Genomic DNA, 24,226 nt, shown 5'->3' on the forward strand with positions numbered 1-24,226 from the left:
GCCTTCAACTCCTCCATAAACAGAGAGCTTATTCAGGATTCTAAGTACGACACTCCTGAACAAGCTCAATCAGAAATTTTTCAATAAATCTACTTTATGATGTCCTGGCAATCGCTTAAGCGAGGCGAGGCTGGCCCAAGCCCAATTGAGCAGAGCCAATTCAGCGCTACCTCATGCAGCACGTTGATGTTGTCTACCTGACAGTGTTCTAATCCGCCAAGTCGTCTATCCTCTATCGGGTAGAACGTCTTGTTTTTCGAACCCGCTTGCTCGTAATTCTTCAAGGCTTGTGTCAGCGGATTTGGCTGAACCAATATCTCTTCCGCTCCGTGCATTACAAGAAGCGGACATTCTATCTGGTGGAGCACGCCCTCAAGATCATAGGCAAAACGCGGATTCCCCGCAAAATCCTCCAAGCTTTTTGCCCCCAGAATTCTCATGCCGTGTGCGGCCAGACTCGGCGGCATCCATTTAAGCATGGCATCCCAGTCGAAGGCGTGCGTACCGCCGTCGGAGATGACGGCAGCAATCCTGTGATCGAACGAAGCGAATCGCAGCGAGTCGTAAGCCGCAAAACTCTCCCCGTGCACGATAATCTTATCGGGATCGACTTCAGGCCGCGTTAGAAGAAAGTCGATTGCTCGGGAATGGAAAGCCTCACTGTCCGCTCGTCTTCCTTTTCCCTTTTCGTACAGCGAGAGGCCGGTGCCAGGCTGGTCATAGACCAGAAAGTTATATCCACACGAAATAAAAGCGGGACCTAGCCAGAAATAGTTTTCAATTGACCACTCGTCGCCACCGTTGAGAGCAAAAAGGGTCGGCTTCGGACCTTTTATCCAGGAAGGGGAGAAGAAGTAACCATCCAACTTGACATCTTCGTAATCGACTTGGATCTTCTCCGGTTGGACATCGAAGTACTTTCCGGCAGCTTCGAAGAGTTCATTTACTTTCTTAAATACACGGATTTTCTCGGTGTCATCATCCATCACCGCATATTCCGCAATTCTGTAGTAATTGCAGGCACGAATGTAGCAGTTTCGTGCTGTATACCAGTTTCCAGCCGTTTCGGCCTCCTTGCCGTGTCTTTCCAATGCCTGAGCCGTTATGAGCCATTCCCTGTGCCACGTGTCCTTGTCATCGGGGTCGATTTTTTTGCAGGCCTCGTAGATCTCGGTGACGTCCGTAGCACCGAGGCTTGCCATACCCAAAGCTTTGGTGACTTGGTATGACATCATGTAGTTATTGGGCCAACGGCTGAACTCAATTGACATTGCAACATCCTCCTTTTCCAGTTCTAGTGATTGTAGTTTTTTTACTACAAGTAATTTTTACAACACAAAAATAAAGCTTCTTTAAAAGAAAAATAAATGTTTATAAAGAGAATATAAAAAACTATAAACCGCTGAAAAAACAAAAAAGGCTGCTGCCTGGGTGTTCACACCTGGCAGCAGCCTTTAACTCCTGTAGTAAAAGAAAATGTGCAAAAATAAAATCAGTGTTGTGCGGCCAAGGGAAGGCTGAATCTTATCCCCAAACCGCCATATTCGGAAGGGTAGGCGCAAATTTCGCCCCTATGATGTTCAATAATGGATTTACAGCTTGCAAGACCCAGACCCAGCCCGCCCTTTTGGATTTGCCGAGTTTTATCCACAGTGAAAAATTTGAGGAACAGAGAAGATATATCCTTATCCGGCACTCCAATTCCATTATCCTCGATTTGAAAAAAGGCATACTGTCCTAGCGGGTATCCGGTCATATACACTTTCAGTTTATTTTTCCCTCCATATCTTACAGCATTGCTAAAGAGGTTGCCGAAAACCCGACGTATCATCGGTTCATTGACCATCAGCAATATATTTTCCGTGAATGAATGGCGGCAAGTAAGCTCGTTGTCAAGTCCCGCCAACTCATACTCATATTCAAGGGCAATGTTTTCAAATAATTTTGATGCTTTTACAGGTTTAGCTACCATAGATTCCAACTCCAGTTTTTCTTTGGTGAAGCTGGAGAAATCATTGATGAGTTCGACCATATATCCTGACTTCTTTTGAATCAAATCATAATATTCCTGCTTTTCAGTTTCTGGTAAATCCTTGTGTGTAGCCAGCAGTTCAGTAAAACCATTAATAGATGTCAAGGGTGTTTTCAAGTCGTGGGCAATTGCCGCGATCATATCAATCTGTTCTTTGTGCGCGAGTTGAAGCCGATGCTCCATCTTATTGAAGTGCTTATAAAGTTCTCCAATCTCATCATTACTTCTCAAAGCTAGCGGAGGCAGTGGATGTACAATATTTACTTCTTCAAGCCTGGTATTCAGAAGCTGAATGGGTTTCTCTATGCAAAAATGAATATAGATAATCAGAATAATAAATATGAAACAGGCAATTGCAAATATGGGCAGGAGCAATGCTATATATCGCGAGTCCAGCAATGAACTGCGTATAGGGGAATATACTGCAAAGACAAGCTTCAAATACATTCCAATCGAAAACATGAATATTATAAACATCAGCAGGAACAAAAGAGGAAGCTTTATTTTCAGTTTCATACTATTGCTCTCTTTCCGTGTATTTATATCCTATGCCCCATATTGTTTTAATAAAGTCATACTCAGGACCAAGTTTCTTACGGATATTTTTTATATGAACTGTTACGGTATTTATTTCTCCGTATTCGTCTCCCCAGACGTTTTCATATATCTGCTCACGAGTCAATACATGATTGGGGTGGCGCATGAGGATAGACAGAATCTGAAATTCCTTCGTTGATAAGTCGAGCTTCCTGCTATTCAGAAATGCTTCAAACGTCTTAACGTTCAAAATGAGCGGAGCATCCGCCTTTTCGTTACTTGGACTAAGTTCATCCCACTCTTTAAAAAGCCTATCCACTTTTCTGAAGTGAGCCTTTATCCTGGAGACAAGCTCCTGAATACTGAAAGGTTTGGTCATGTAATCGTCTGCTCCTATTTCGAGCCCGACGATTTTATCAATGTCCTTATCACGCGCACTTAAAAACAGAATTGGGACATTATAAGAAATTCGGATACTTCTGCAGACATCAAGTCCATCCATATCAGGCATCACTATATCAAGAACGATGAAATCAATGTTATTTTCTTCCAATGCAGATAAGGCTTCTTTCCCGGAACATGCCGAAATTATTGCAAATTGCTCGTACCTTAAACTCTTTGTGATGAGTTTTACGATTTCTTCATCGTCGTCTACAACTAATATCGTTTTTGGCATCTTTATACCTCCCAACCTCTTTAAATGGACTGCATTTATAACACAAGAGCCGCATGGACTCGAATTGACAAAAAAAGTTGCGCTCAAAGCGCCTCTCCAGTTCTGGATATTTCTCCTTTGGATGCCAGTTGAGGTAATAGGATTTCTTGAAGCAACATGTTGATTTTTTTTAAAAAGGCTTTATTATCCGGACTTCCTATAAAAATAAGATTCCGCGAGTTCCATTCCTTGAATCATGTGATGAGCACACATCTGTCTGATTTGCCTCCCATAAGCCTGTCTGTACTTGATGCCTCGATTCATTATGGATAAAACATACAATTCGGTCAAGTGTACTTCTGGTAATGAAGAAGGCCTCGGCAGCACAATTGAATGGCTTCTGTGTATAGGCTATTGTAAGGATAGGAGACTTTTCCCAGATAAAAGAACTTACAGGAGGTTGTTTTCCTTGATGATCCTTGAGCTAGTGGCCATTATTTCTATTGCTCCCTTGTCCACGTTTTTCTCCTTTAGATACCGTTTGTGGAGACAACTAATATGAGAAGTGAACATGAAATGCTTCATACCATTCTCCATTTTGCTCAAGAGGACGAACGGGTACGTGCCGTAATTCTGAATGGTTCACGCGCCAATCCACATGCTCCACGGGACATTTTTCAGGATTATGATATCGTCTTTCTCGTATCCTCCATGGACAGCTTTATTCAGGAACGTCGCTGGATCAACCATTTTGGTGAATTGATCATTATGCAGACGCCCGATGAGCATATGGAACCTACTCCGATGCCCCGTGATCGCTTTGCTTTTCTCATGTTATTTACGGACGGCAATCGCATAGATCTTACACTCTACCCTGCGAATAACATCGCCAATTGGACCCGAGACAGCTTAAGTGTACTGCTGCTGGATAAAGACAGACTTGTGGAGCCTTTCCCACCGCCAAGTCTTCAAGATTATAAGACGATACCTCCAACTGCCCAAGTCTATGCGAATTCCTGCAACGAGTTCTGGTGGGTCAGTACTTATGTGGCTAAGGGATTATGGCGACAGGAGCTGCCCTATGCCAAATTTATGCTGGATCGGCCTGTGAGAGATACGCTTCACTTGATGCTGGAATGGCATATTGGTATACGAACAGACTTCGCGGCAGATCCGGGTAAACAGGGAAAATATTTCGAGAACCACCTTGAGCCTGGACTTTGGACGCTCTACATCCAAACATTTGCGGATGCAGATTATGAACATATGTGGCAGTCTCTTTTTATCATGGGTAATTTATTTAGAGAAGTGGCCCTCGAGGTGGCGAACCATTATGGTTACAAATATCCGACTCTGGACGATCAACGTGTTACAAACTATCTCTATCACGTAAAAGCTCTCCCAGCAGATGCTAAGGACATTTATTGATAAAAAACCAGTCTGCACTTGATTTATATGTGCTAGGCTGGTTTTATTTTTATACACTAACGTTATTCTGTCCTATGTGCTGCTTTAGATATTGCGCTGTTCGTTCCGGTTGCGAGATCGGAAAATGATGAGCTGCCGGAATATTCAGCGTATGCAGGGCATGAAATGGCTCGGGCAACTTATAGATCTGATCCTTCACACCCCATAGAATCGAAACCTCCTCTTTATACATTCTTTCGGATATCTCAGGGACCGACCGGAAGCTATCGGACTTCGTTAGCATGGCTAGGGCTTGCGCAGTCGTCTTTCTTACGCGTGGAGAACGCATTTCTTCAAGAACATACGTGATGTATGCTGGCGGGATATCGTCGATACTTTCAAAACAAGTCTGCGCAAGCAATTGCTTGCGTAAGCCTGACTCGCTGAGTCTGCCTAGCATACTCTCCGTAATTCGTGCGCTCCGATATCTGCGCGGAGCAGTATGCAATACAGGCTGCAATAGGTGTAAGCTACTGATACGCTCAGGTACGCGTTCCCATACCTTAGCAGCTAGTAGTCCGCCGAACGAATGACCTACGAGACAGATCGGCGTTTCCAAAGCCTGAATAGCCTGCACTAACGATTCAATGTGGCCTTCTAGTACATCCTCCTTATGATGGTATGGGGAACGGCCAAAACCGGGAAGATCCACCAAGCAAACAGAGGATTCCGGAAATTGATTTGCCAGCGGTATCAAACAATCTGCCCCGCTGAAAGTACCGTGAACTAATACGATCGTTGGATTTCCATTCTTCACCCTTCGCTCCAGTGTAGCTAATGGCCCACGTCTGTTGCGGACATATCCATCTGTATCTATGGTGGAATGAGCAATCCTGAAATCAAGATCAGTAATGACAAATGGGAACACGCTTTTGTTCATCGCCTGTGACAACCCGTATTTACGTTGAATCTCTCGTGCTGCGTCCAGTGGGTAGTCCACATCCACGATAAAATCAAGTGATTCCTTCGGAATACCTAACTTTTGGCCCAGAGGAGTACCCAGTATACTGGTTAGCCAAGCTGGCGAAATCGAACCGAGCGGTTTACGTACACGAAGCTCCTTCGCCATATTCGTTCCCAGCTCTATCATCGTTGGACTCTGCTGCCTGTCATCCATCAAGTAGTATGTTTCACTAGCAGGATGTGATTCCTTCGTAAGAACACTGATCAATTCGGCTGCATGATCTACATGGACCAAGGGAAGCCAATGAGATTTTCCGCCGGGGACAAGTCCCATAAGCTTGCGCGCTGTAGAACCTACGAGAATGCCTAGCCCACCAGTTTGGGGCGTATCCCCAGACTCTGAGTCACCCATGACAACGCTCAAATGGACAACCGAAAGCGGAAATCCTTCCTTGTGTGCTCCTTGACGGATACGCAAATCAGCCAAAAATTTCATCCGTTCATATGGAGGTGCCTGTTCCAAATGAGCGATGACCGGCTCGGGAGTAAGCCAGTTATGATCATTAAAAGGGCTTTTGTACCCAACCAAATGAATAAAATGTCGTAATCCTTTGCTCGCATGAATATGTGTAGCCAACGTTATCATTTCTTCTGCCGCTTGTAGAAAAGCTGCTCTCGCATCCTCCTCTCCCAGCAGAATATCCATCGGACCTCCTGCGTGAATTATCACATCTGCTGTCTCCACGAGTTGCCTGTCAGCAGGATTTAATCCTAGAGCAGGTATACTCAAATTGCCAATAACCGGTGTTAATTTCCCGGTATGCCACGCTGTCTCCAAATCCATTTGCCTGCATATTTGTTCCCACTTCTGCTGCGAACGAACCAGGACGGTAATAGTGTGTTCCTCCTTGGAAAGTTGTCGTAACGTATGCATGCCGATAAACCCTGTGCCGCCCGTGATAAAGATATGTGCCATATAGGAAACCTGCCTTTTTTAATTTTTAGTACTTCCTAGTACTAATAAAGATTAAAAAAATCACTTTAGCAGAAGTGCTAAAGTAAATTTTAAATTTTCGAGTATGCTCGGGTCCTGGCTTGCATGCTGCAGAAAGAGCGCACCTTCAATGGCCGAGATGATGAATTGGGCTGTCGACCTCGCAGGAAGTTCAGCCTGAATCTCTAATCTTTCCCTTCCCTCGTTCAGCAATATTTCTACGATAGTGATTTGGCTTTGGAAGAACTGGCTTATTTTATTCCGAAACAAGGCGCTATCTTGAGGCATTTGCGTATAAAGAGTAATAAAGGGACAGCCTCCCAAACAATCTGTCTCTTGCTCTGTCAGCAATTGAAGAAGGATTTCAAAACGTTCCTGAACAGACTGATCCTTACGCGAAACAACTTCATAAATCATCTCATTATACGTTTGAATCAGTTGATCCAGAATGGCCGAAAGTAGCTCTTCTTTACTTTTAAAATAATAGTAAATGTTCGTTTTGGACACATTGCTCACAGCCACAATTTCATCCATACTTGTTGCATGATATCCTTGGGTAAGAAACAATGAGGTGGCGATGCGCAGAACAACATCCCGATTCGTGATTTTATTTTTTTTCATCATATTTAGCACTATACGGTACTAAAAAAGACTTGTCAACCTTCGCTGGAACATGTCTGCTCCAAAATATTATTTTTCGGTCAGAACCCGGTCACCTCTGCTCGCAGGCTGAGAAATAACCAAAAATTCAACATCCTGATTCGTTTCATTAAACATTTGATGAGGCACCATAGGAGGAACCTCACACCCTTCCTGAGATCCTAATTGGATTCGTTCACCATCCACTTCAAGTACCGCTGTACCTGATAAAATAAAGAAAAATTGGCACGCATGATGATGATAATGTCTGACCTCATGTGTATTTCCGGGCATCCGCTCATGAATAATGCTCAAATCATTATTTTTCACCAAGCGCCAACCATCACATTGATCTCCCCATATATAATGTTCAGCATTATTTTTACTTATTTTCATATTGAACTCCTCCTTTTGCAATTACAGTTTTATTTTAAATATGGATTCATAGAGCTACAATCTTAATTTTAAAAAACGGCGGGACAAATGTAAAAAGCACTCCGACTTAGTCAGACTGTTTTTAAATATCCGCCTCGATAATTTCCTCCAACTTTATCCAGCTAAAATCCTCTTCCCCACGGGATAGCTTCACTTCTCGCCGACTTGTGTTAATTACTGTGACCAGTCCACGCAGCTCCTCATCATCAAATGGATTGAACACTTTTAGCGTAATAGGCTTACGTTCGTTATAGGATAGGATAATGGCCTGTTCAATCTGCTGCATTTCCTGATCGTCCAGTGCTGGCTTGCCGCGCCTTCCTTGCTCCTTCATCAGTCTTAAATATGCCTCTCGATGCTCAGGCAAAATCATGCGCGAGCTTTCCCATATACCATTTCCTTCAAGCTTTTTCCCCATCGTAAGCCCCTCCTATGCTGTTCTGGTTACCGGATGCCATGCCAATACATGATCTAATCGAAAAACACGTGGCTGGCCTGTCTGTAAACAGGTGGCTCGTATCAAGCCATTCTGCACACGATGCACCTCGATACGCCGATGAGACAGTTTGCCCTTCCGATCCAAATACACGATTTCCACGATCTGCCCCACATATTTTTCCAACATGATCCTTCACTCCTTATCAGAACGTTTGTTTGTATTATATGCGAACATGCGTTTGATTATCAATGTAAAAAAATCCCCTGAGGGATTTGACTCTCTCAAGGGAATTCGTAACAATGTAATCTGAACTTAAAAATTTAACTTCTACGAAAATTTATTATTTAGTTCATTCCCTTACAGCAAAGTAATTTTCTTCATTATCTGCAAAATTAAACACTCTTCCGAAAGGCATAGTTACAATTTCTCCAACTTTGACATTTTTATTTGATAAGTCGTCATATAATTGATCAAGATTTTCCGAAAAAAACATTAAAGAAGGTGTACCGAGATTTAATTCAGGTGACATTTTAGCAACGAATTCCTTATTGTGGAGAATGATGCTTGTTTCTGCACCCTTTCCAGGAGCAATTTCAATCCATCTCATTCCTTGACCATTATTTTCTTCAGAAATTACTTTAAATCCTACTTTTTTTGTCCAAAAATCCAGTGCCTCATCCTGGTTATTTACATACAACATAATTTGACCGACTTTACTAATCATTGATTTTTCAACTCCTTTGTATAAGTAATTACCAAAGCTCGATGCCCCTAGTCCTGTTTCCTCACTTTAAAATTCATAGGTGGATAGCTTAATATCTTCTTTATTCAAATCTTTCAGCGGATAGACAGGCCCATTCCAATAAGTCAGAATATCAAGCGGCTCATTAGTACCATGTTCTTTTAAAGAAAGAGATAATTCAAGTAATAAATGTGGAAGTTGATAAGAGCTTGTTAAAAACTGATATTCCTCTGGACTTTCACAGTCTTCTGCTCGATAGAACACAAAATATCCCTCGGTATGATCCCCAATGAGTACAATATAGCGAGCAAGAAACATAATTTCGCCATTGGCAAAAGGAATGGAATGTGTCGAAGCAGAGATCAAATCGGTCTCTAATCCCTCAATACGAAGAGTGAGTTCATTGTTAAGAGCATCCATTCTTTCCCTTTGTTCGCTGACGAGGTGTTCATAATTTACAGGGACAAGCCCTCCATTCTTGATCGTAGTGATCAGTTCGTCTATAAATACTTTTTGAGACAACACTCGATTGCTCATCCTATTCATCTCCATATTCGTGAAAATAAGCATGGAATTCTCGCTTTAACATGTTCAATATTTATGTATTAAAAATCTTGATTCATTAACTCCCCAACATTTTTGTGACTGCATTCACGACCCTTTCCATCTCAAATGGTTTAACAATAAAGTCTTTTGCGCCTGCCTGAAATGCTTTTATAATCGCTTCCTGCTGCCCCAAAGCAGAACACATCAAAATGTTGGCTTGGGGATCAAGCTCTACAATCTTTTTAACAGCCTCAAGTCCGTCCATCTTAGGCATATTAATATCCATGGTGATTAAATCGGGACGAAAGTGTGCGTATTTCAAAACGGCATCATACCCATTTTCTGCTTCCGCAATAACAGCGTGACCTAAATCCAAAAGAATATCCTTAAGCACAGAACGCATAAATAAAGAGTCATCCACTACTATAACTGTTGCCAAATTAACCTCTCCAATCCGTTGTCAAATGATATGCACGCCCAAACTTCAATATCGGTGAATAAACTAGTAATATTAATAGAAAGAATCTGTAAAAATAAAAACGCTACCAATGAATTATAAAAGGAATTTGAAACTAGCTACTACAGGATTAGTTTTCAAAAAAACGTTTCACAATGACGTAAATCATTTCTGAAAAGCAAATTACAAAGGACTATATATCTACTGTAACTAGAGCACTAGCCAAAAAAGTACAATCTTCTTAGATAGTTATAAAAAAACTGACGCCGGTATCATTCCGACGTCAGTTTTTAAACTTATTCGTTTAAGAATTCCTTATTCATTCAGAGCTTTTTTCAAAGCCTCCAGATTGTTTTTCATTACACCAAGGTAATCCAGGTTCTTCTGTTTGTCTTCATCCGTCAATCCTTCGAGCGGATTCAGTACATCGGTTTTTGAACCGATTTCAGTAGCTACGGTTTCAGCGACCTTCGGATCAACAAGAGTTTCGAAGAAAATCGTTTTTACATTATTTTCTTTAGCGAATTTGATAATACCCGCCAGCTTGTCCGGTGTAGGCTCTTGCTCCGGAGATAATCCGGCAATGGGTACTTGGGTCAGACCATATTGCCTAGCCAAATAACCAAAAGCAGCATGCTGTGTAATAAAGTCTTTACGTTTTATATCTTTCAGACCTGTTTTGAACTCGTTATCCAGATCCTTCAGCTTGGCAATATAAGCATCAGCGTTTTTCTCATAATCAGCTTTGTTTGCCGGATCGGCTGCCGCAAGCCCTGCTTCAATGGACTCTACTTCTTTTTGGGCTAAGACTGGATTAAGCCATACATGAGGGTCCAGCACATGATCGTGATCATGGCCTTCCTCTGCGTGTGCTTCTTCTCCTTCTTCCTCCTCAGCAGTCCCTTCCATCAGGTTCAACCCTTTGCTTGCTTCCACTACTACACGCTTATCGTTGGACGCGCTGCTCAAAGCCTGTTCTGCCCAGCCTTCGACGATACCGTTATAAACAAATACGTCAGCATCCTTAACCTGTGCCATATCTTTGGCGCTCGGTTCCCAGTCATGCGGCTCAGCACCAGCAGGAATCAACGCGGTTACGTTAGCATGGTCTCCAGCAACTTGCTTCGTGAATTCATACATTGGATAAAAAGTGGTGACTACATTCAGCTTCTTACCACTGTCTGCTGTTTGTGCCGCATTCGGCTCGGTTTGGGAAGCATTTGTAGCTGCATTATCCGATTTGGCTCCGCAGCCAGACAAAATAAGTGCTAGTCCCGCAGACAATACAAATGATTTTTTGAACCATGTATTCATATTCATTACTCCTTTATGTGTTAGTTTTTAGTCACTCTCACTGTAATTACACTCACTGGCCTGTCGCATTCTTCCGTCGGGAAGCCTGTTGCTTGCCCAGCTTACGGACCAGCTTTTGAATACCAGCTCCTACGATCAGGAATAATAACAGCACCATGGCAATTGTCCCCCCTGGGGGTGTACTGAGTTCATACGATGCCGTTAAACCCATAAATACGCCGATCAATGCAGTGACCATAGATATCCAGATGGCTGCCGCGAAGCTCGGTGCAATTCGAATCGCCAGCGCCGCAGGGAGCACGATGAGTGAGGAGACAAGCAGCACACCGACAATCGGCATTGCAGCAGCTACAATCATCCCTGTTAAAATACTAAATGCAAATGAGATGGACTTGACAGGAAGTCCATTAGTCTTCGCCGTTTCTTCATCAAAGGTAATCTGATACAATGGACGCCGGAATACAAAAAAGAAAATACCTCCGATCACAGCCACTACAATCATCAACATCAGCTCTGTCTGATTGACCGCTACTACCGAACCGAACAAATAAGCGGAAAACCCTTTGTTGATGCTCTGATTCAGATTCATTAAAATAACGGCCGTCGAGAGGCCACCTACCATAATAATAGCCACAGATATCTCACTATATGTTTTATAAGACCTGCGGACGTATTCAACGATAATCGCGCCGATTACGGCAACAATAAATCCGGTTATCGTCGGGTTAATGCCTAAATAGGCACCCGCTGCCACCCCTGCCAGCGATACATGCGATAGCATGTCCGCCATGAGAGCCTGACGCCGTAGCATCAGGTATACTCCAAGCACCGAGGCCAGCAGTGCAATTACCCCACCGGCACAAAATGCCCGCTGCATGAAGTCGTAGTGCAGCATTTCCATCCGCCATCTTCCTTCCTCTCAAGCTCAATAATTCGATCCAGATAATGTTGCACTTCCGATAGTCCATGGGTCACCATGACCACAGTTCTTCCATATTCCTTAACCTGCTGATTCATCAGATCGTAAAAATGATGGCGGCTTTCCTGATCCATTCCGGTCGTAGGCTCATCCAAAATGAGCAAATCCGATTCCTGAGCGAGTGCTCTTGCCACACAAATACGCTGCTTCTGTCCACCCGACAATTCTCCGATTTTACGGTGACGCAAATCCCACATGCCTACTTGACGCAGCGCCTGCTCAGTCAGATCATGATCCTCAGACCGCATACGGCGTAACCAAGAGCCATGAGTATATCTTCCTGAACGGACAAATTCCAAAATCGTACTTGGAAATCCGCCATTGAAGGCAGCAATTTGCTGGGATACAAATCCGACAACAAGCTTTTTGCCTTCACCTGTACGGTTAGACATGAACACCTTGCCCTTCCAAGGCTGAAGCAAGCCGAGCAACAGTTTGAGCATGGTTGATTTGGAAGCACCATTCGGTCCGGTAATGGCTACAAATTCTCCTGAAAAAATTTCAACATTGGCATCCACCAAGTTAGGAACGTCTCCGTAGCCAAATGTGACCTGTTCCAATGAGGCCAATAACATGACGCAAATCTCCTTTTCCTTTAAAAAGCCTGGAGCCATCTGAGCGATCATCATTTGCGCAGATTCTCCAGGTCGTTTATGATCATTAAACCATCTACCGTAATTATTACGATTTAGTAATAAAAAAATAAGCGTTTGATAAACGTAACCTTTACGCATTAGCAAGTTTAACAGTTTAGGCAAGGTTCGTCAATGTTTTGGCAACTCTTTTGTTTGTTTACTTCACCTTGTTCGGGTACAAGCCTGCAGCCAAGGTTTTCAATGCGATCGGAGCGCGCACGCCTTCAGCCGCTGCGGATAATGGCAGTACTATAAACCGTTTGTTTTTGATCGCTTCCACACCAGCCAGCGCAGGCTTGCTCAGGAGCAGCTTCTCTTTATCCGCCAGTGAAGTATCTCCATAGTCGAGAATGACAATGACGTCAGGATTACGGTTCACAACCTCTTCCCAGCTTACCTCGGTAAAACTTTTGTCGATATCATCAAAAATATTTTTCGCCTTCACACTTTCAATCAAAGACGTTAGGTAATTGTTGGCAGCCGTAAAGGGCTTGTCTTCTCCGCTGTCATAGACAAACACCTTGGGTGCCTGTTCAACAACACCAATTTGAGTCTGAATGGACTGTACTTGTTCACGAATGTCATTTACCAGCTTTTCTGCACGCTCCTCAACCCTGAAAATACGCCCAATATTTAGTATATCCTGATACACATCTTCTAACGTGGGACCCGGTTTATTGGAGGACTCCTGTACATAGGTCAGCACCCCTTGTTTGGCTAGCTCCTCACGGGAACCCAGATTTTTATCATTAAAGGCACTCTTCCAGCCCGCATAGGCAAAATCCGGTGCAGCGGCCATAAACACCTCTTTTGATGGATATTGTCCGGCCAGTACCAGGATTTTGTCATATTGAGCCTTATATTTTGGCAAAATCTGATCATCCAAATACGCAGTTCCTACCATAGAGGATTCCAGTCCAAGAGCCAGCATAACCTCAGTTGCATGCTGGTTCAATGTAACTGCGCGTTTGGGCGCCTCGGGAAATACCATTTTAACGCCCATGTTCTCAAGCTCTACCGACGTCTTATTGGTTGCCGATTGCAATGCGGCAGGTTGCTGCCCGTTTGCCAATGGATCGCTTGTTTGAGCTGTGTTTCCTGCTGCGCAGGCTGATAACAACAGCATCATCGCCAAAGCGAGCATAACCAGCGGTAACGCGGGCTTGCTATATTTTTTCATATGTACCGTCTCCTCTTTTATTTGTAGTATATCTTTCCTCATCGTATCACCTTTTCTGTTGACGTTATGGATAGCCTCCTCTCCTGAGAGAATCCGGTAAAAAGGTAATATTCGGCTTCCCGGTTTTTGGATGAATGCAGATTTCTGTCTCCACACCGAATACACTCCACAGCAGGTCTGGCTGAAGCACATCCTCCGTTATGCCAGAGGCTACCACTTTGCCTTTTTTTAATACATACATTCGATCACAATAAAATGCCGCCAAATTCAAATCATGTAGTGCAGCTAGCGTAGTTATCCGAAGTGTTTTGACCAAATCCAAAATTTGCAGCTGATACCTGATATCCAGATGATTCGTCGGCTCATCCAAAACAAGAAATTTCGCCTGCCCGGCCAAAGCTCTGGCGATCAATACCCGTTGCTTTTCGCCGCCGGACAAGGTGGCAAAGCCCTGATCCGCCTGAGCATCCATGCCTACCCGCTCCAGCGCCTGCTCGACCAGTTCATGATCAACGACAGTATCTGCTTCCAGCAGTTTCTTATGCGGATGGCGCCCCATCAGCACGATGTCCCGTACTGAAAAATCAAACGTTTGCGGCGCATCCTGACTCACCACTGCCATTTGTCGGGCCGTCTCTTTATACTTCATCCGCAGCATATTCTGGCCATCCAACGTAACCAAACCACTGTCAGGCTTTAGTACACGATACATATTTTTGAGCAACGTCGATTTCCCGCTGCCATTCGGACCGATCAATCCGACCAGCTCCCCTGCTTTTACCTGGAGACAGATGCCGTCGATCAGCCGTTTGTCGTGAATACTGAAGGTCACGCATTCGACTTCTATATTCATTTTTCGCCTCCAAACGAGTAGGAACTACGACGCAGCAGCCACACAAAAAAGGGTCCTCCGCACACAGCTGTTACAATACCAATCGGCAGCTCCTGTGGAGCCAGCACGAGCCGGGCACATACATCAGCCCACACGACAAAAATAGCTCCCGCCAACAGACTGACGGGTAGTACACGCCGATGATCTGATCCCACTATCAGCCTAACGATGTGCGGAATCATAAGCCCGACAAAGCCAATCGATCCACTAACTGATACGACGGCCCCGGTTAAAAAAGACGCCACAACAACCAGTAATACGCGGAACGCCTGTACGTTCACACCAAGCGTTACTGCGGCCTCTTCACCCGTTAGCAAAGCATTCAGCGAACGGTATCGGGTCAGGAGCACAGCCGTTCCAACGGCTACAATGAGGCTTGGAATGAAAAGCGTGTCCCATTGAGCACCTGCCAGACTTCCCATCATCCAATACATCGCGTCACGAATGCCTTTTTCATTCGGGGCCATTGTAACAATAAAGCTAGTCACAGCCGACAGCATCATGGACACCGCCACCCCTGCCAGCAATAAGCGGGTCGTCGATACGCTCCCAGCCACACGAGCTAACGCGAACACCATAAGCATTGCAGCTAACGAGCCTATAAAAGCAGATAAAGGCAGCGCAAGTCGTCCTAAAAAACCAAAAGCTCCGAACACAATTACCAGCGTGGCTGTCACCGAAGCCCCAGACGAGACTCCTAAAATATAGGGGTCCGCTAACGAATTACGAATTAATGCCTGTATAGTCGCCCCTGTAACAGCAAGTCCTGCTCCTACGACAACCCCTAGCAGCACGCGTGGAAAGCGGATTTCCCAAACGATATATTGCTCAGGCTTGGTCCATGTCACGGGTATCCACTGGTCCAGCCAGGGAAGATGGGACAGTGCAATTCGCCATATCGTCCCCGGTGCGACAGCTACAGGACCGAGCATGACCGCGAGTGTGACCGAAAGCAACAGCCCAGCAGTCAGCAGCAGAATTGTTGTAAATCCCCAAGTAGGCTTGCCCGCCAGGTGTGCGCGAGAATTATGTTGTGATGGATTGGGTCTTGATGGATTAAGGTTGCTCGTTCTCGAAGTCATGAACTACTCAATGGCTTTTCGGCCGCTTCCAGCTTTCTCAATTGTTCCTCGATCTCGGAAGCAGAGAAATTCTCACCCATGACAACCGCTACATCGTTCACTGGCTTTTGCGGGCGGATCGGAATGATTTCCAGCTCCCGATAGGCAAATTGAAACATCATCTGGCCCTCTGATTCCAGAAACCGCACAATTCCTTTGGCCCGGTAAATTTCAACTGGCAAACTGCGGAACAACTGTTCAAACTCGGATCGTGGCACAGGTTGTCCAAAGAAATGCGTGTGAACAACTACATGGTCGTAGGAATGATAATGCTCCCCATGTTCGTGGTCATGGGCGTGATCATGGTGATCATGAGACTGATGGTCTGAATGGTTATCATGATCATACGTGTGCAGATGATTTTCCGAATGAGGATGTTTACTCTCAATATCAACTGCGGATTCCTTATGCCTCGAAACGTCCATGCGCTCCTCTCCTTGAGTGGAGAAAAAAATACCCGCGTCCACGTCACTTCGTTGCGTGCTCACAGTCAGAGCATATGGATTTAACTCTTTTACGAGGGCCTGTACCTTCTCCAACTCGCCCGCAGTCAATAAATCGGTCTTGTTAATAATCAGTTTGGAAGCGCACCGAAGCTGATCCTGCATCAAACGAAGCGACTTACTTCTCTCGTTCCCCAAGGCAAAATCCAGAAATTGACGGGCGTCTATGACCGTGATAACGGATTGTAAAATCATAGAAGAATAAATGGAGGCGTCTGTCACTGCATCTACAATCTCCATCGGGTTAGCCACTCCGGTACATTCTACAATAATCACGTCCGGCTTATATTCCTCAGCAAGATTCATGAGCTCGACGCCCAAATCCCCGCGAATGGTACAGCATATACAACCGCTGAGCATTTCCTTCATGGGTGCTTGGCCATTCACCAAACTGCCGTCCAGATTAACATCACCCAACTCATTCATCAAAATGGCTGGCTTGAAGCCCTTCTCCTTGTAGTAAGCCAGCGCATGCTGAAGAAGAGTGGTTTTACCGCTACCCAAAAAACCGGATAAAACAACAATCGGTATCATATAACCCCTCCTTGTCTTTGCAACATTTAATATGGATCGTACCGTAAAAATTTCCTTCTTGCAATCCTTTATCAGAAATTAATCGTAATAATTACTAATAATAAACATAAATATATACGACCACTCTTTGAATTGTCAATATAGGAGGTGATACAAGCATAATCCAGCGAGCATGATTGTCCCCTTACAGACATAGGCTGTAGATAAGAACCCTTATTCCCAAGGAGACGTGGAATGAAAAACAGTACGCTGTTGAAGATGCTGCCTTTTATGATTCCGTTTGCCTTTCTCATCCCTGTGCTTGTCACGCTATCTCCCCAGTGGCTTCGTTTGTTAGATATGGGGCAGCTGCAACCGTTAAAAACGGTATTTATGGGTATTTTTCTGGAAGCTGTTCCGTTTCTCCTTATCGGTGTGCTCGTCTCATCCCTTTTGCAGTGGCTTGTACCGGAGACATGGATTCGCAAAATAGCGCCTGCGCATCCTGTACCGGGTGTCCTACTGGCCTCCTTACTAGGTATGCTGTTTCCCATCTGTGAATGCGGCATGATCCCTGTCGTTCGCCAATTAATGCTCAAGGGAATGCCTGCCTATATGGGTATCACTTTTATTTTAAGCGGACCCATTATCAATCCTGTGGTACTGGCTGCGACGATGATGGCTTTCCCTTCCCATCCAGAGGTCACTGCCGTTCGAATGGGTTTGGCTTTTGCCGTCTCCGCGATCATCGGGCTGATCGTGTATGCCTTTGTGCGAGTGCATCCGCTCAAACGGTCGTTGCTCTCTTTTAACCAGCAAAAGCAGAACAATCAGACTCATCGGCATACTCGCACATGGCGGGGCTTTTTTGTACATGCTGGTGACGAGTTTTTGGACATGAGTAAATATCTCATTATCGGCGCATTATTAACAGCCTGCATTCAAACCTTCATCCCACGTGATGAAATGCTTTCGTTAAGCAACGGAACGGTCGAATCGTACGCCTTTATGATGGGTTTTGCCTACATACTGTCGTTGTGTTCCACCTCGGATGCCTTTGTAGCCACTGCTTTTTCACATACCTTTACACTGGGTCCGCTGGCAGCCTTTCTTGTACTCGGTCCGATGCTAGACTTCAAAGGCACGCTCATGCTGCTAAGCACCTTCCGCACCAAATTTGTCGCCATCCTGGGCTTGCTTATTGTTTCACTCGTCCTAGTGGGTTCTATAGCTGCTGAATGGTTATTGGGGAGGTGAATACAAACGTGAATTCAACCTTTAGCATCCGCTGGCAATACGGCATGCGCTCCTTGCTCCTGATCGGATTGGCTGTGTACATTATCTTATTAAACCGTACGAATGCACTTCATTACTACTTAGCTCCCCATATGCAAAAGCTGCTCCTACTCTGTCCTGTACCACTCTTGTTCATCGCATTGGCGATGGCATGGCACGGAATCGTTGGGGAGCGGGACGGTGAGGACGTATGCGATTGTGAGCATCCGTTGCCGCAAAGCTGGTTCAAAAAAACACTCGTATATGGAATGCTGCTCATCCCGCTCCTGTTCGGTTCTCTGCTGCCCAATCAGGCACTTGGTAGTGATATGGCCGTCAAAAAAGGTATGTCCTTCACGTACCCCAACCCGGATATCCGACGAAAAACAGATACACAGACCACGAAAGCATCCACCACCTCCCTTTTATCAACTGCATCTTCTGACCCAACTTCGTACCCTCCAGAGGGAAAATGGAGTCAGGAAACGCTGGATAAGCTGTTCGTTCCGCCTGATAAGTACAATGTAGAATTCGCCGAACTGGCAAAACGCCTGTATCAGCAACCTATCATACAGATCAAGCCGGAGATTTTTTCCGAAACTATTGGAGCCATTGAATTATATAAACAAGCTTTTGAAGGAAAAAAAGTACAGGTGACCGGCTTTGTCTATAAAGACGACAACCTGCCAGGTAAAGGCCTATTTGCAGTAGGTAGATTCCTCGTCATGTGTTGTACTGCCGATGCCATGCCCTTCGGGATCATCGTTCAATCCCAGAAAGCCCCGTCCTTTGACAAGGATACCTGGGTGACCATTGAAGGAACACTGCATGCCACACAAAAGGGCAACGCTCCCGTACTTGAAATTCGATCCGAAAAAATAACCGCTGTCGAGCAGCCAGAATCCCCTTATGTCTATACCCAAGCAGACTCAGTAGCTACCTTTGATCGCTTGAACACAGTACACTAAACCCACCAAGGAGGAAAAATGATGAACAAAGTTCCTGTTATTTTAATCAGTGGTTTTCTTGGAAGCGGCAAAACAACACTGCTTTTGCGCCTGTTAGCCCATACCCGCCAAATTCCCCTTCGTGCTGCTGTTTTAATGAACGAAATGGGTGAATATGATGTAGACAGCGCTATAATTTCAGAGGAAATGCCTGACGTAACAGTAGAAGGATTGCTAGAAGGCTGCATTTGTTGCAGCAAAAGAAATGAACTGGCAGGGGCTCTGCATACCCTGCTCAGCCAGGAGCCAGATCTGATCTTCATGGAAACCACCGGGGTAGCCAACCCCGAGCAAGTACTGGAGGAGCTTCGCTCCCCCCTACTGGCAGATCGGCTTTATCTGGTTCACAGCATCAGTGTTGTGGATGCTGAGCTGTTCCATGAATACAATAGCCGCTTTACGGCTGATAAAGAACTGGTTCGCACCCTGCACGGACAGCTGCGCACCGCAGACTTCATTGTGGTGAACAAGACGGATGCAGCAAGCAGCCGTGAAGTGACGAAGGTCGTCAAGAGCATCCGCAAACTCAACGATACGGCCAAGCTGCAAACTACTGAATATAGCCGGGTTGACCTTGAACCACTACTAGAGCCTGTTCTGGCCTCCGCATCCGTTGCCGCGAAACCTGCACAGACACCTCAACCAGCACCTGCACAGGTCCAGCTCACTGATGCAGATGCACCGTTCGTCCCCATTCCCGTCAAAAGTATCGGACGACCCAGTAGTGTCTCCAGAAGTACGGCTTTCAAAGTTATTTCGGCACACAGTCATGACCACGATCCTAAGCAGCCTCATTCGTTCTCCCGTCTGGAGAGCTTAACGCTGCATCAATATTCTCCTCAGCCACTCGAAAAACAACGATTAGAAAACTTTCTAACCGGGTTAGGTTCCTCGCTGCTTCGAGCGAAAGGTTATTGCGTACTTCCTCAGGAAGGTACAATGCTTTTGCAATTTTCAGGAAATCACTTGGAGTGGCAGCCTACTGCACTTCCCGTGAGTCAGGGATATGTCACACTAATTGGGGAGCAGCTCGACAAAGCATCCATTACCGACCAATGGGAACAGTGCTTCATTTCGCTATAAATGACAGGTCTAGATTAAGACAAAAAAACCTCCTGCAGATGCAGGAGGTTTTTTAAAAAGCGATATTCACGGATTATTAGCATAATCCATAAACATAACGCTCGACTGTTCTTACTTAAGGTTATATTTTTTGTTAAAGCGATCCACACGGCCACCGATATCCACGTTTCTTTGTTTACCAGTGAAGAACGGGTGGGAAGCGGAGCTAGTATCTACACGGATAACTGGGTATGTGTTGCCATCTTCCCATTCCATCGTTTCTTGCGAATATTTAGTGGAAGCACTCAGGAAAGTAAATCCACAGCTAGGGTCCAAAAAGATAACTTTGTTCAATGTTGGATGAATATCTTTTTTCATTAGTTTCACCTAATCTTTCATATAGTTTTAGTTTCAAACTCAAACGTACTGGCGCAATACTCCATCAGTTGGCAAAAGGAACGGTTATGTCCCAGAAAAAAAGACGACAGATCATAACGGTTGCGCTCAAGCTCGTAAACGACAAGCAAACGATGCCGCATATATCGCATCGCCCATTGCACGAACGCTCCGGATCTTTCGTCAGCCTTCATCGTTATATAAGCATATAGTGAATGGTCCTCCGGCTCGTCCCAAATGCTGACACCAGCACAGGAGAACTCGGTAGCCACGTGCTTTCGATTCAAAAGGCAAAGCGTGCCATGTAGCTCGGCATCTATCATACAGCCTTGAAAAAAAGCCGTTTTCTTAGGTGCAAGCTTTAACTTTGGACGCTCTGTCCACTGGACTAATTCAAGTTTTCGCCGGTTCCATAACGCAGGCTTTTGCAAACTTAACACGATTTCTTCATCGTTAACTGGAGAGATCATGCCACAGCTCCTTTCATGAAGCCCTATATTCATTAGAATTACAGGCTCCGTTCAGGATGCAGGATCATTCAGGTTGCTATATAGCAAGCCTCAAATTATCTAGTTTCACGATGGATCGTGTACTTTTTCAGACGCGGAGAGTATTTTTTCATTTCAAGACGCTCCGGATGATTTCTTTTGTTCTTGGTTGTTGTATAGTTGCGATCACCGGATTCGGTGCATGCCAAGGTAACAATTACGCGCATTTCTCTTCCTCCTTAATTGGAATACATGGTATACAATTACAATAGTAATTTTTACGATTAGTTCTATTCTATAATTCATGCTCCGCTTTGTCAACCTTAGAGTCACGGTTTGTCGCTTCTTCTACCGTGTTCCAGCGATTACGGTACTGTGCAAGCTTCGGATGAAGTTCCTGGGGTTCGCTTGAAAGCAGCAATCTGACATTTCTAATCCATTCTCCAAACGATGCATAGGAAGCGCACAAATTTGCAGTTTCAGGACTCATGTACAAAAAAAGTGGGGTCGTATACTTTTCCGCCAAAAAACGGATGGCTGCTTCAATCGGCGTATACTTTTTACGCTTACCTTCCCAACTCTCAATCATAACAGCACTCAAAGCCTGCTCCCGCTGCCACTCTCCCAGCTCGTCCACCCGCTTGTAATACGAACGTACCGGCTGCTTCCACATTCTTCTGACGGTTTCTTCATGTAGCGGATACAGCACCAGCTTTGTAAAAGATAATGCAGCCCCCGTTTCGGCAAAAAGCTCCAGCTCTCTGACTGTAATCTGCTCAAACGTATCATAGTAGACCATGGTCCCTTTATGCGTCTCGCTCGGAGGCTCATAACCATAGGGCACATATTGAAGGTTTCTTGTCATGCCGGACACTCCGTCCTTCCATAGATGAACTTTTCCTTCTATATTATACCCTTGTTTTGGCATGAGTTTACATCAAATGTTTATCCTTGTTCAACAGCAGGCGTATTACGGCGTGAACCCCTTCGGAATTGCAACGCATAAAGTCCCATCGTCACAAGCGCAATCAGTGCAAGCACCGTAAATATATTGCTAAAATTGAACACCTGCACATTAGTTACGACAGGATTCAAATGAAAGGACGACGAACTATCCAGCGTTTTGCCCAAAATACTTGTCGTGATCGCGCCGGCAATGAAATTCAGCAGAGATAGCAGCCCCATTCCAACACCAATCTGGTCTTTCGACAAGGTACGAGAAATCGTGTTGGACATGGCAATTTGCATGAAGGTCTGACCTACGTTTCCGAAAATAAGCAAAAATAAAATCAGATACGGAGATGCACCCACAAACGTAGACAAGCTGATAAAACAGATAAACAAAAGCGATACAGCTGTATAGACGAGAAACGAATTTCCTTTACTATCCGCCAAACGTCCCCCTCTTTTACCTAATAGAGCCGACGCAATAGCAGCCGGAAACATAACCAGTCCAATTATTGCCGGCGTAAGCTGATTGAGACTGTTCAGAAACTGCGGTGCCAAGTACGGCAATCCAAAGCTAATCCCCGTCCCTAAAAAAGCGATAAGCAGCCCGTATGAATATTGCTTGTTACGGAACAACTTCGGCTGGATGAATGGATCATGCGCAGTGTTAATACGCCATATAAACAGTGCAAATAACACCATACCGACCAGAAAAAACATCATATTGGTTTGCGAAATCGAAAGTAATAAGAAGGCTACTGTTCCACCCAGCAATAATCCACCAAGAAAATCGAACTTCTGATCCTCTCCACGCTGATCGTCCAAATATTTACGAAAGTACGGCAATGCGATCAGTGGCAGCATGGAAATGACGAACAAAAAACGCCAGCTTGCAAAACCAGTGATCAAACCGGAAATAATCGGAGCCAGTGCAGTACCTAACGCCAAGCCGATTGCTGTGACGCCCAAAGCACGTCCTCTTTTTTCAGCCGAGAAATAACGGACTGGGACGATCATAGCAGTTGCCGGAATAACAGCAGCCCCTGCAGCCTGAAGCAAACGAGCTACGATGAGCATCCAAAATTGATTGGCCAACAGTCCAATAAGCGAACCCAGTGCAAAAAAGATAATCCCAAACGTCAGCAAATCCTTAAGACGATATTTATCTGCCAATTTGCCGTAGGTCACCGAGCCAACCGCATACACGATCATATAGCCAGTCAGCAGCCAACTTACATCGGAAGCACTAATATGAAACTCCTCCCGAATCACAGGCATAACGACATTAAACATAAAAGCGTTCATCACTGAAAAAACAAGTGTGAAAGCTAACACACGCATAAGCTTATCCGCATTGGGATAAGTTTGTTCATTTATCATTTGGTTTTCTCCCTCTCCTGTCAACCTCTTATCTAAGATCGTATTTCACTGCTTTTGAATATCCCTATCCGGGCAAACTCTCTATATATCCGCTCAAACGCGGGTGTTCGCATAACGGTAATCGTGGAGAATTTTTTTAAGCAGGCCGCGCAGCGTCTCCGATTCTCCGACAGATAACGTTTCACCTACCGAGCTTTTAATTGCCTCAATGGTACGTTCAGCTATCTTGTGAATCTCCAAACCTTCCTCAGTCAAATAGATTTGCTTCATTCGTGCATCTTCCGGGTGACTTTTGCGTACTGCCCAGTTTTTCTTAACGATCCCGTTAACCAGGCTGGTAACGCTTGATTTATCAATAAGCAATAGCTTTTCCAAATCCGTATTGGTGACTCCAGGCGACATCGCCAGTATATAGAGCGTCTGCGATTGTGGGGAGGTGAGCCCCAAAGGGCGCAGTGCTGTTTCAATTTCGCGCCGGACGGTAGTGAAAATCCATTTAATTAAATACATCGTGCTCTCTTCCTCCCAAGGAAGACAAACGGGATACACCTCACTTCCCATCTTACTATGAACCTCCATATCTATCCAATTTTAATAGTTTGAATTCCAACTAATTTTAATCAGCTGCCTACTTGGTGTCAATACTTTCGTAAAATGATGTTTTACTAGATAAGGTGAACTTCAAAT

At 44.8% G+C, this 24,226-nt stretch carries 28 protein-coding genes; 4 read left to right on the forward strand and 24 right to left on the reverse strand.

Annotated features, from left to right (window positions below; genetic code table 11):
* Nucleotides 1-89: 89 nt before the first annotated feature.
* From ACQW03_RS00215 to ACQW03_RS00225, 3 genes are all read right to left on the reverse strand, one after another.
* The gene (locus ACQW03_RS00215; protein ID WP_071640781.1) at nt 90-1,271 is read right to left on the reverse strand and encodes an alpha/beta hydrolase family protein; all 1,182 of its coding nucleotides are present in this window, start codon (nt 1,269-1,271) and stop codon (nt 90-92) included.
* 221 nt (nt 1,272-1,492) lie between these two features.
* Nucleotides 1,493-2,548: a HAMP domain-containing sensor histidine kinase gene (locus tag ACQW03_RS00220; RefSeq protein WP_441947745.1), complete on the reverse strand. Its 1,056-nt coding sequence runs from the start codon at nt 2,546-2,548 to the stop codon at nt 1,493-1,495.
* 1 nt (nt 2,549) lies between these two features.
* Complete coding sequence (locus ACQW03_RS00225; protein WP_441947747.1) at nt 2,550-3,245, reverse strand: response regulator transcription factor; 696 nt, start codon at nt 3,243-3,245, stop codon at nt 2,550-2,552.
* Nucleotides 3,246-3,782: 537 nt separating this feature from the next.
* Here ACQW03_RS00225 and ACQW03_RS00230 point away from each other — a divergent pair.
* Nucleotides 3,783-4,652 carry an aminoglycoside 6-adenylyltransferase gene (locus ACQW03_RS00230; protein ID WP_076294115.1) on the forward strand — a complete coding sequence of 290 codons (870 nt, stop codon included), beginning with the start codon at nt 3,783-3,785 and terminating at the stop codon, nt 4,650-4,652.
* A 49-nt stretch (nt 4,653-4,701) separates the two neighbouring features.
* On the opposite strand, the gene ACQW03_RS00235 is transcribed toward ACQW03_RS00230, so the two are convergent.
* The 15 genes from ACQW03_RS00235 to ACQW03_RS00305 form a co-directional block, all read right to left on the reverse strand.
* Nucleotides 4,702-6,570 carry an alpha/beta fold hydrolase gene (locus ACQW03_RS00235; protein ID WP_441947750.1) on the reverse strand — a complete coding sequence of 623 codons (1,869 nt, stop codon included), beginning with the start codon at nt 6,568-6,570 and terminating at the stop codon, nt 4,702-4,704.
* A 60-nt stretch (nt 6,571-6,630) separates the two neighbouring features.
* Nucleotides 6,631-7,212, reverse strand: coding sequence for a TetR/AcrR family transcriptional regulator (locus ACQW03_RS00240; protein WP_441947752.1), 582 nt, complete (start codon nt 7,210-7,212; stop codon nt 6,631-6,633).
* Between the two features lie 66 nt (nt 7,213-7,278).
* Nucleotides 7,279-7,623 carry a cupin domain-containing protein gene (locus tag ACQW03_RS00245; RefSeq protein ID WP_441947754.1) on the reverse strand — a complete coding sequence of 115 codons (345 nt, stop codon included), beginning with the start codon at nt 7,621-7,623 and terminating at the stop codon, nt 7,279-7,281.
* Nucleotides 7,624-7,744: 121 nt separating this feature from the next.
* Nucleotides 7,745-8,080 (reverse strand): YolD-like family protein, encoded by a 336-nt coding sequence (locus tag ACQW03_RS00250; protein ID WP_071640769.1) that lies wholly within the window; start codon nt 8,078-8,080, stop codon nt 7,745-7,747.
* 12 nt (nt 8,081-8,092) lie between these two features.
* On the reverse strand, nt 8,093-8,287 hold the full coding sequence (locus tag ACQW03_RS00255) for a hypothetical protein (protein WP_013310131.1): 195 nt from the start codon (nt 8,285-8,287) through the stop codon (nt 8,093-8,095).
* 163 nt (nt 8,288-8,450) lie between these two features.
* Entirely contained in the window at nt 8,451-8,825 is a 375-nt protein-coding gene (locus ACQW03_RS00260) for a VOC family protein (RefSeq protein ID WP_071640768.1), read from the reverse strand.
* A 66-nt stretch (nt 8,826-8,891) separates the two neighbouring features.
* Nucleotides 8,892-9,380: a hypothetical protein gene (locus ACQW03_RS00265; RefSeq protein WP_076294117.1), complete on the reverse strand. Its 489-nt coding sequence runs from the start codon at nt 9,378-9,380 to the stop codon at nt 8,892-8,894.
* An 85-nt stretch (nt 9,381-9,465) separates the two neighbouring features.
* Nucleotides 9,466-9,828 (reverse strand): response regulator, encoded by a 363-nt coding sequence (locus ACQW03_RS00270; protein ID WP_023988407.1) that lies wholly within the window; start codon nt 9,826-9,828, stop codon nt 9,466-9,468.
* A 333-nt stretch (nt 9,829-10,161) separates the two neighbouring features.
* Nucleotides 10,162-11,160, reverse strand: a complete 999-nt coding sequence (locus tag ACQW03_RS00275; RefSeq protein WP_071640765.1) for a metal ABC transporter substrate-binding protein — start codon at nt 11,158-11,160, stop codon at nt 10,162-10,164.
* Between the two features lie 52 nt (nt 11,161-11,212).
* Entirely contained in the window at nt 11,213-12,061 is an 849-nt protein-coding gene (locus tag ACQW03_RS00280; RefSeq protein WP_023988405.1) for a metal ABC transporter permease, read from the reverse strand.
* Entirely contained in the window at nt 12,007-12,714 is a 708-nt protein-coding gene (locus ACQW03_RS00285) for a metal ABC transporter ATP-binding protein (protein ID WP_025724201.1), read from the reverse strand. Before ACQW03_RS00285 ends, ACQW03_RS00280 begins: the two co-directional genes overlap by 55 nt.
* A gap of 217 nt (nt 12,715-12,931) precedes the next feature.
* Nucleotides 12,932-13,954, reverse strand: a complete 1,023-nt coding sequence (locus tag ACQW03_RS00290; protein WP_220031270.1) for an ABC transporter substrate-binding protein — start codon at nt 13,952-13,954, stop codon at nt 12,932-12,934.
* A 64-nt stretch (nt 13,955-14,018) separates the two neighbouring features.
* Nucleotides 14,019-14,807 (reverse strand): ABC transporter ATP-binding protein, encoded by a 789-nt coding sequence (locus ACQW03_RS00295; RefSeq protein ID WP_441947759.1) that lies wholly within the window; start codon nt 14,805-14,807, stop codon nt 14,019-14,021.
* The gene (locus tag ACQW03_RS00300; protein ID WP_441947761.1) at nt 14,804-15,928 is read right to left on the reverse strand and encodes a FecCD family ABC transporter permease; all 1,125 of its coding nucleotides are present in this window, start codon (nt 15,926-15,928) and stop codon (nt 14,804-14,806) included. The genes ACQW03_RS00295 and ACQW03_RS00300 overlap by 4 nt, the downstream gene beginning before the upstream one ends.
* Nucleotides 15,925-17,004: a CobW family GTP-binding protein gene (locus ACQW03_RS00305; protein WP_441947763.1), complete on the reverse strand. Its 1,080-nt coding sequence runs from the start codon at nt 17,002-17,004 to the stop codon at nt 15,925-15,927. The genes ACQW03_RS00300 and ACQW03_RS00305 overlap by 4 nt, the downstream gene beginning before the upstream one ends.
* Nucleotides 17,005-17,238: 234 nt before the next feature.
* Between ACQW03_RS00305 and ACQW03_RS00310 the strand changes: the two genes are divergently transcribed.
* Genes ACQW03_RS00310 through ACQW03_RS00320 form a run of 3 tightly spaced genes read left to right on the forward strand, consistent with a single transcriptional unit; the run spans nt 17,239 to nt 20,348 of the window.
* Entirely contained in the window at nt 17,239-18,240 is a 1,002-nt protein-coding gene (locus ACQW03_RS00310) for a permease (protein WP_071640758.1), read from the forward strand.
* An 8-nt stretch (nt 18,241-18,248) separates the two neighbouring features.
* Nucleotides 18,249-19,226 (forward strand): TIGR03943 family putative permease subunit, encoded by a 978-nt coding sequence (locus tag ACQW03_RS00315; protein ID WP_220031267.1) that lies wholly within the window; start codon nt 18,249-18,251, stop codon nt 19,224-19,226.
* A gap of 18 nt (nt 19,227-19,244) precedes the next feature.
* Nucleotides 19,245-20,348, forward strand: a complete 1,104-nt coding sequence (locus ACQW03_RS00320) for a CobW family GTP-binding protein (protein ID WP_441947765.1) — start codon at nt 19,245-19,247, stop codon at nt 20,346-20,348.
* A 111-nt stretch (nt 20,349-20,459) separates the two neighbouring features.
* Here ACQW03_RS00320 and ACQW03_RS00325 read toward each other — a convergent pair whose 3' ends face one another.
* The 6 genes from ACQW03_RS00325 to ACQW03_RS00350 form a co-directional block, all read right to left on the reverse strand.
* Nucleotides 20,460-20,705, reverse strand: a complete 246-nt coding sequence (locus tag ACQW03_RS00325) for a type B 50S ribosomal protein L31 (protein WP_013310118.1) — start codon at nt 20,703-20,705, stop codon at nt 20,460-20,462.
* 17 nt (nt 20,706-20,722) lie between these two features.
* Complete coding sequence (locus ACQW03_RS00330; protein WP_023988396.1) at nt 20,723-21,193, reverse strand: hypothetical protein; 471 nt, start codon at nt 21,191-21,193, stop codon at nt 20,723-20,725.
* 95 nt (nt 21,194-21,288) lie between these two features.
* Nucleotides 21,289-21,438 carry a 50S ribosomal protein L33 gene (gene rpmG / locus ACQW03_RS00335; RefSeq protein ID WP_007430271.1) on the reverse strand — a complete coding sequence of 50 codons (150 nt, stop codon included), beginning with the start codon at nt 21,436-21,438 and terminating at the stop codon, nt 21,289-21,291.
* A 68-nt stretch (nt 21,439-21,506) separates the two neighbouring features.
* On the reverse strand, nt 21,507-22,076 hold the full coding sequence (locus ACQW03_RS00340) for a hypothetical protein (protein ID WP_104495509.1): 570 nt from the start codon (nt 22,074-22,076) through the stop codon (nt 21,507-21,509).
* A gap of 80 nt (nt 22,077-22,156) precedes the next feature.
* On the reverse strand, nt 22,157-23,539 hold the full coding sequence (locus tag ACQW03_RS00345; RefSeq protein WP_441947768.1) for an MFS transporter: 1,383 nt from the start codon (nt 23,537-23,539) through the stop codon (nt 22,157-22,159).
* A 93-nt stretch (nt 23,540-23,632) separates the two neighbouring features.
* Nucleotides 23,633-24,100, reverse strand: coding sequence for a MarR family winged helix-turn-helix transcriptional regulator (locus ACQW03_RS00350; protein ID WP_013310113.1), 468 nt, complete (start codon nt 24,098-24,100; stop codon nt 23,633-23,635).
* Between the last annotated feature and the right edge of the window lie 126 nt (nt 24,101-24,226).

Origin of the sequence: Paenibacillus sp. DRB1-1 (genome assembly GCF_052119485.1) — a bacterium.
Taxonomy (GTDB): Bacteria; Bacillota; Bacilli; order Paenibacillales; family Paenibacillaceae; genus Paenibacillus; species Paenibacillus polymyxa_B.

Bases quoted from the DNA above. Each gene is read 5' to 3' on its own strand.
- ACQW03_RS00215 (WP_071640781.1), bottom strand. From the start codon at position 1,271: ATGTCAATTGAGTTCAGCCGTTGGCCCAATAACTACATGATGTCATAC.
- ACQW03_RS00220 (WP_441947745.1), bottom strand. From the start codon at position 2,548: ATGAAACTGAAAATAAAGCTTCCTCTTTTGTTCCTGCTGATGTTTATA.
- ACQW03_RS00225 (WP_441947747.1), bottom strand. From the start codon at position 3,245: ATGCCAAAAACGATATTAGTTGTAGACGACGATGAAGAAATCGTAAAA.
- ACQW03_RS00230 (WP_076294115.1), top strand. From the start codon at position 3,783: ATGAGAAGTGAACATGAAATGCTTCATACCATTCTCCATTTTGCTCAA.
- ACQW03_RS00235 (WP_441947750.1), bottom strand. From the start codon at position 6,570: ATGGCACATATCTTTATCACGGGCGGCACAGGGTTTATCGGCATGCAT.
- ACQW03_RS00240 (WP_441947752.1), bottom strand. From the start codon at position 7,212: ATGATGAAAAAAAATAAAATCACGAATCGGGATGTTGTTCTGCGCATC.
- ACQW03_RS00245 (WP_441947754.1), bottom strand. From the start codon at position 7,623: ATGAAAATAAGTAAAAATAATGCTGAACATTATATATGGGGAGATCAA.
- ACQW03_RS00250 (WP_071640769.1), bottom strand. From the start codon at position 8,080: ATGGGGAAAAAGCTTGAAGGAAATGGTATATGGGAAAGCTCGCGCATG.
- ACQW03_RS00255 (WP_013310131.1), bottom strand. From the start codon at position 8,287: ATGTTGGAAAAATATGTGGGGCAGATCGTGGAAATCGTGTATTTGGAT.
- ACQW03_RS00260 (WP_071640768.1), bottom strand. From the start codon at position 8,825: ATGATTAGTAAAGTCGGTCAAATTATGTTGTATGTAAATAACCAGGAT.
- ACQW03_RS00265 (WP_076294117.1), bottom strand. From the start codon at position 9,380: ATGAGCAATCGAGTGTTGTCTCAAAAAGTATTTATAGACGAACTGATC.
- ACQW03_RS00275 (WP_071640765.1), bottom strand. From the start codon at position 11,160: ATGAATACATGGTTCAAAAAATCATTTGTATTGTCTGCGGGACTAGCA.
- ACQW03_RS00280 (WP_023988405.1), bottom strand. From the start codon at position 12,061: ATGGAAATGCTGCACTACGACTTCATGCAGCGGGCATTTTGTGCCGGT.
- ACQW03_RS00285 (WP_025724201.1), bottom strand. From the start codon at position 12,714: ATGTTATTGGCCTCATTGGAACAGGTCACATTTGGCTACGGAGACGTT.
- ACQW03_RS00290 (WP_220031270.1), bottom strand. From the start codon at position 13,954: ATGAAAAAATATAGCAAGCCCGCGTTACCGCTGGTTATGCTCGCTTTG.
- ACQW03_RS00295 (WP_441947759.1), bottom strand. From the start codon at position 14,807: ATGAATATAGAAGTCGAATGCGTGACCTTCAGTATTCACGACAAACGG.
- ACQW03_RS00300 (WP_441947761.1), bottom strand. From the start codon at position 15,928: ATGACTTCGAGAACGAGCAACCTTAATCCATCAAGACCCAATCCATCA.
- ACQW03_RS00305 (WP_441947763.1), bottom strand. From the start codon at position 17,004: ATGATACCGATTGTTGTTTTATCCGGTTTTTTGGGTAGCGGTAAAACC.
- ACQW03_RS00310 (WP_071640758.1), top strand. From the start codon at position 17,239: ATGAAAAACAGTACGCTGTTGAAGATGCTGCCTTTTATGATTCCGTTT.
- ACQW03_RS00320 (WP_441947765.1), top strand. From the start codon at position 19,245: ATGATGAACAAAGTTCCTGTTATTTTAATCAGTGGTTTTCTTGGAAGC.
- ACQW03_RS00325 (WP_013310118.1), bottom strand. From the start codon at position 20,705: ATGAAAAAAGATATTCATCCAACATTGAACAAAGTTATCTTTTTGGAC.
- ACQW03_RS00330 (WP_023988396.1), bottom strand. From the start codon at position 21,193: ATGATCTCTCCAGTTAACGATGAAGAAATCGTGTTAAGTTTGCAAAAG.
- rpmG (WP_007430271.1), bottom strand. From the start codon at position 21,438: ATGCGCGTAATTGTTACCTTGGCATGCACCGAATCCGGTGATCGCAAC.
- ACQW03_RS00340 (WP_104495509.1), bottom strand. From the start codon at position 22,076: ATGACAAGAAACCTTCAATATGTGCCCTATGGTTATGAGCCTCCGAGC.
- ACQW03_RS00345 (WP_441947768.1), bottom strand. From the start codon at position 23,539: ATGATAAATGAACAAACTTATCCCAATGCGGATAAGCTTATGCGTGTG.
- ACQW03_RS00350 (WP_013310113.1), bottom strand. From the start codon at position 24,100: ATGGGAAGTGAGGTGTATCCCGTTTGTCTTCCTTGGGAGGAAGAGAGC.